Genomic DNA, 2174 nt, shown 5'->3' on the forward strand with positions numbered 1-2174 from the left:
GCTCAGCCCGAACGGTGCTGCAAGGTCATGCCGACTCATCGTTCAGGTGGCCTGCTGCATTTCGGCCAGCACCTGGGCCGAGGGCGGGCGCACGCCGCGCCATGCTGTGGGCCAGAACGCATGGCTGCGAGTGTACGCCCGCAGGCCGCAGGCCCTGGGGGCGGGCGGGGTTCGGGGCTGTTTGTGGGGGCGATTGTTGACCGATTGCGAACAATCCGTTTCCGTAGCAGGGCTTACTCAAAGAAAGCCGGGTCTCTACAGTTCAACCATCCGCTTTTTCTTTGCCCGACCCTTTTGCCGATTTCAGGAACCCTTGCCATGAACCCTCTCGACACCACCGCTGCCCAACCCCTGCTGAACAAGCTGCAATGGCGCTACGCCGCCAAGAAGATGAACCCCGCCAAGGCCGTGCCGCAGGACAAGGTCGAGCGCATCCTGGAGGCCGCCCGCCTGGCCCCCACCTCCAGCGGCCTGCAGCCGTTCGAGATCATCGTGGTGACCGATCCCGCTGTGCGCGCCAAGATCCAGCCCATCGCCTGGAACCAGGCCCAGATCACCGACGGCTCGCACCTGCTGGTGTTTGCCGCCTGGGACAACTACACGGCCGACCGCATCAACATGATGTTCGATCTGACCAATGAACAGCGTGGCTTCAAGAACGAAGGCTGGGAGAACTACCGCCAGATGCTGCTGGGCATGTACCCCCAGCGCGATGCCGAGGTGAACTTCCAGCACGCCGCGCGCCAGGCCTACATCGGCATGAGTGCGGCGCTGATCGCCGCCGCGTTTGAAGAAGTGGACTCCACCCCCATGGAAGGTTTTGACCCCAAGGCGCTGGACGAGATCCTGGACCTGCGTGCGCGGGGCCTGCGCAGTGTGGCGATTTTGCCCCTGGGCTACCGTGCCGATGAGGGCGACTGGCTGGTCCACCTGAAGAAGGTGCGCCGCCCCCGCGAGCAGTTCGTCACGGAAGTCTGAGGTCCTCAGACGCTGTGCAAAGGCCGGGCAATTGCCCGGCCTTTTTCTTGCACGCAGGGCTTTCAGCGCGTGGCGGGCGCCGCATCCGTCACGCGGCGCATGGGCGTGAGCACGAAGGCCAGTGCGGCCAGCACCACCAGCGTGCCGCCGCTGGTGGCAAACAGCTGGGCGAGCGTGACACTTTTCATCAGCCAGCCGGTCACGGCCGCCGACACGGGCGCCAGGCCCATGAAGATGAACATGAACAGGCTCATCGCCCGGCCCAGCAGGGCCGGGGGCACGCGCTGCTGGATCCAGGTGAATACGCTCACCTGCATGAAGCCGCCCAAGAGGCCGATGGCCAGCATCAGCACAGCGCCCTGCCACACGGCGGTGACCAGGCCCATGGGCATGAACAGCGCGCCGATGATCGCGTCGAACGCGAGGATGGTCATGCCCAGGCTGCCAATGCGCAGCCGGGGCACCATGCCCGACACCACCATGCCCAGCAGCGTGCCAGCGCCATGGGCGCCCACGATGATGCCGAAGGCGGCGGCGCCCAGTTCGGGTGTGCTGCTGGCCAGCACGGGGATGGCGATGTGGATGGGGCCCATGATGAACAGGGCGATCGCGCTCCAGTAGAGAAAGCAGGTGCGCAGTTCGCTGTCGCGCCAGAAATGCACCAGGCCCTGGGCCACCGAGGCCAGCACGGCCTGCGGGGCCGCTGCGGGCGCTGCGGAGGAGGGCGCGCCGCCGCCGTGGGTCTGGACCTGGGCCAGCGTCCAGGCCGAGACCGCAAAGCTCAGTGCATCGAGCGCAAATGCGATGCCGATGCCCGTGGCATTGGCGCGCGCGCCGCCCTCTCCGCCGGCCGAGGCCGCCGCCGTGGCATCGCCGAACAGCGCGATCAGCAGGCCTGCCAGCAGCGGCCCGAGGAACATCGTGAGCTGGCGCAGGCCCAGGTTCACGCCGTTGGCCGCCTGCAGCTGGTGGCGCGCCACCACGTGCGGCATCATGGCCGTGCCGGCCGGGATGCTGAAGGCCGTGGCCAGGCCGATGCCCAGGGACAGTGCGTACACCATCCACAGCGTCAGGCTGCCGGCCAGCACCAGCCCCGCGAGTACGGCCAGCAGCACGAGGTTGACGTACTTGGTGACCATCAGCACCTGCTTGGGCGAATGCCGGTCCACCAGCGCGCCGCCGATCAGGATGAACAG

2 protein-coding genes are annotated in these 2174 nt (G+C 67.2%); one reads left to right on the plus strand and one right to left on the minus strand.

The genetic code is table 11. The features are described 5' to 3' along the window. The first annotated feature begins 318 nt into the window (after window positions 1–318). Window positions 319–978 carry an NAD(P)H-dependent oxidoreductase gene (locus tag DBV10_RS22550; RefSeq protein ID WP_124515769.1) on the plus strand — a complete coding sequence of 220 codons (660 nt, stop codon included), beginning with the start codon at window positions 319–321 and terminating at the stop codon, window positions 976–978. 62 nt (window positions 979–1040) lie between these two features. On the opposite strand, the gene DBV10_RS22555 is transcribed toward DBV10_RS22550, so the two are convergent. Then, on the minus strand, window positions 1041–2174 hold a 1134-nt coding region (locus DBV10_RS22555), incomplete at its 5' end, for an MFS transporter (RefSeq protein ID WP_124515770.1).

Origin of the sequence: Acidovorax sp. FJL06, from assembly GCF_003852545.1 — a bacterium.
Taxonomy (GTDB): Bacteria; Pseudomonadota; Gammaproteobacteria; order Burkholderiales; family Burkholderiaceae_C; genus Acidovorax.

Bases quoted from the DNA above. Each gene is read 5' to 3' on its own strand.
- DBV10_RS22550 (WP_124515769.1), top strand. From the start codon at position 319: ATGAACCCTCTCGACACCACCGCTGCCCAACCCCTGCTGAACAAGCTG.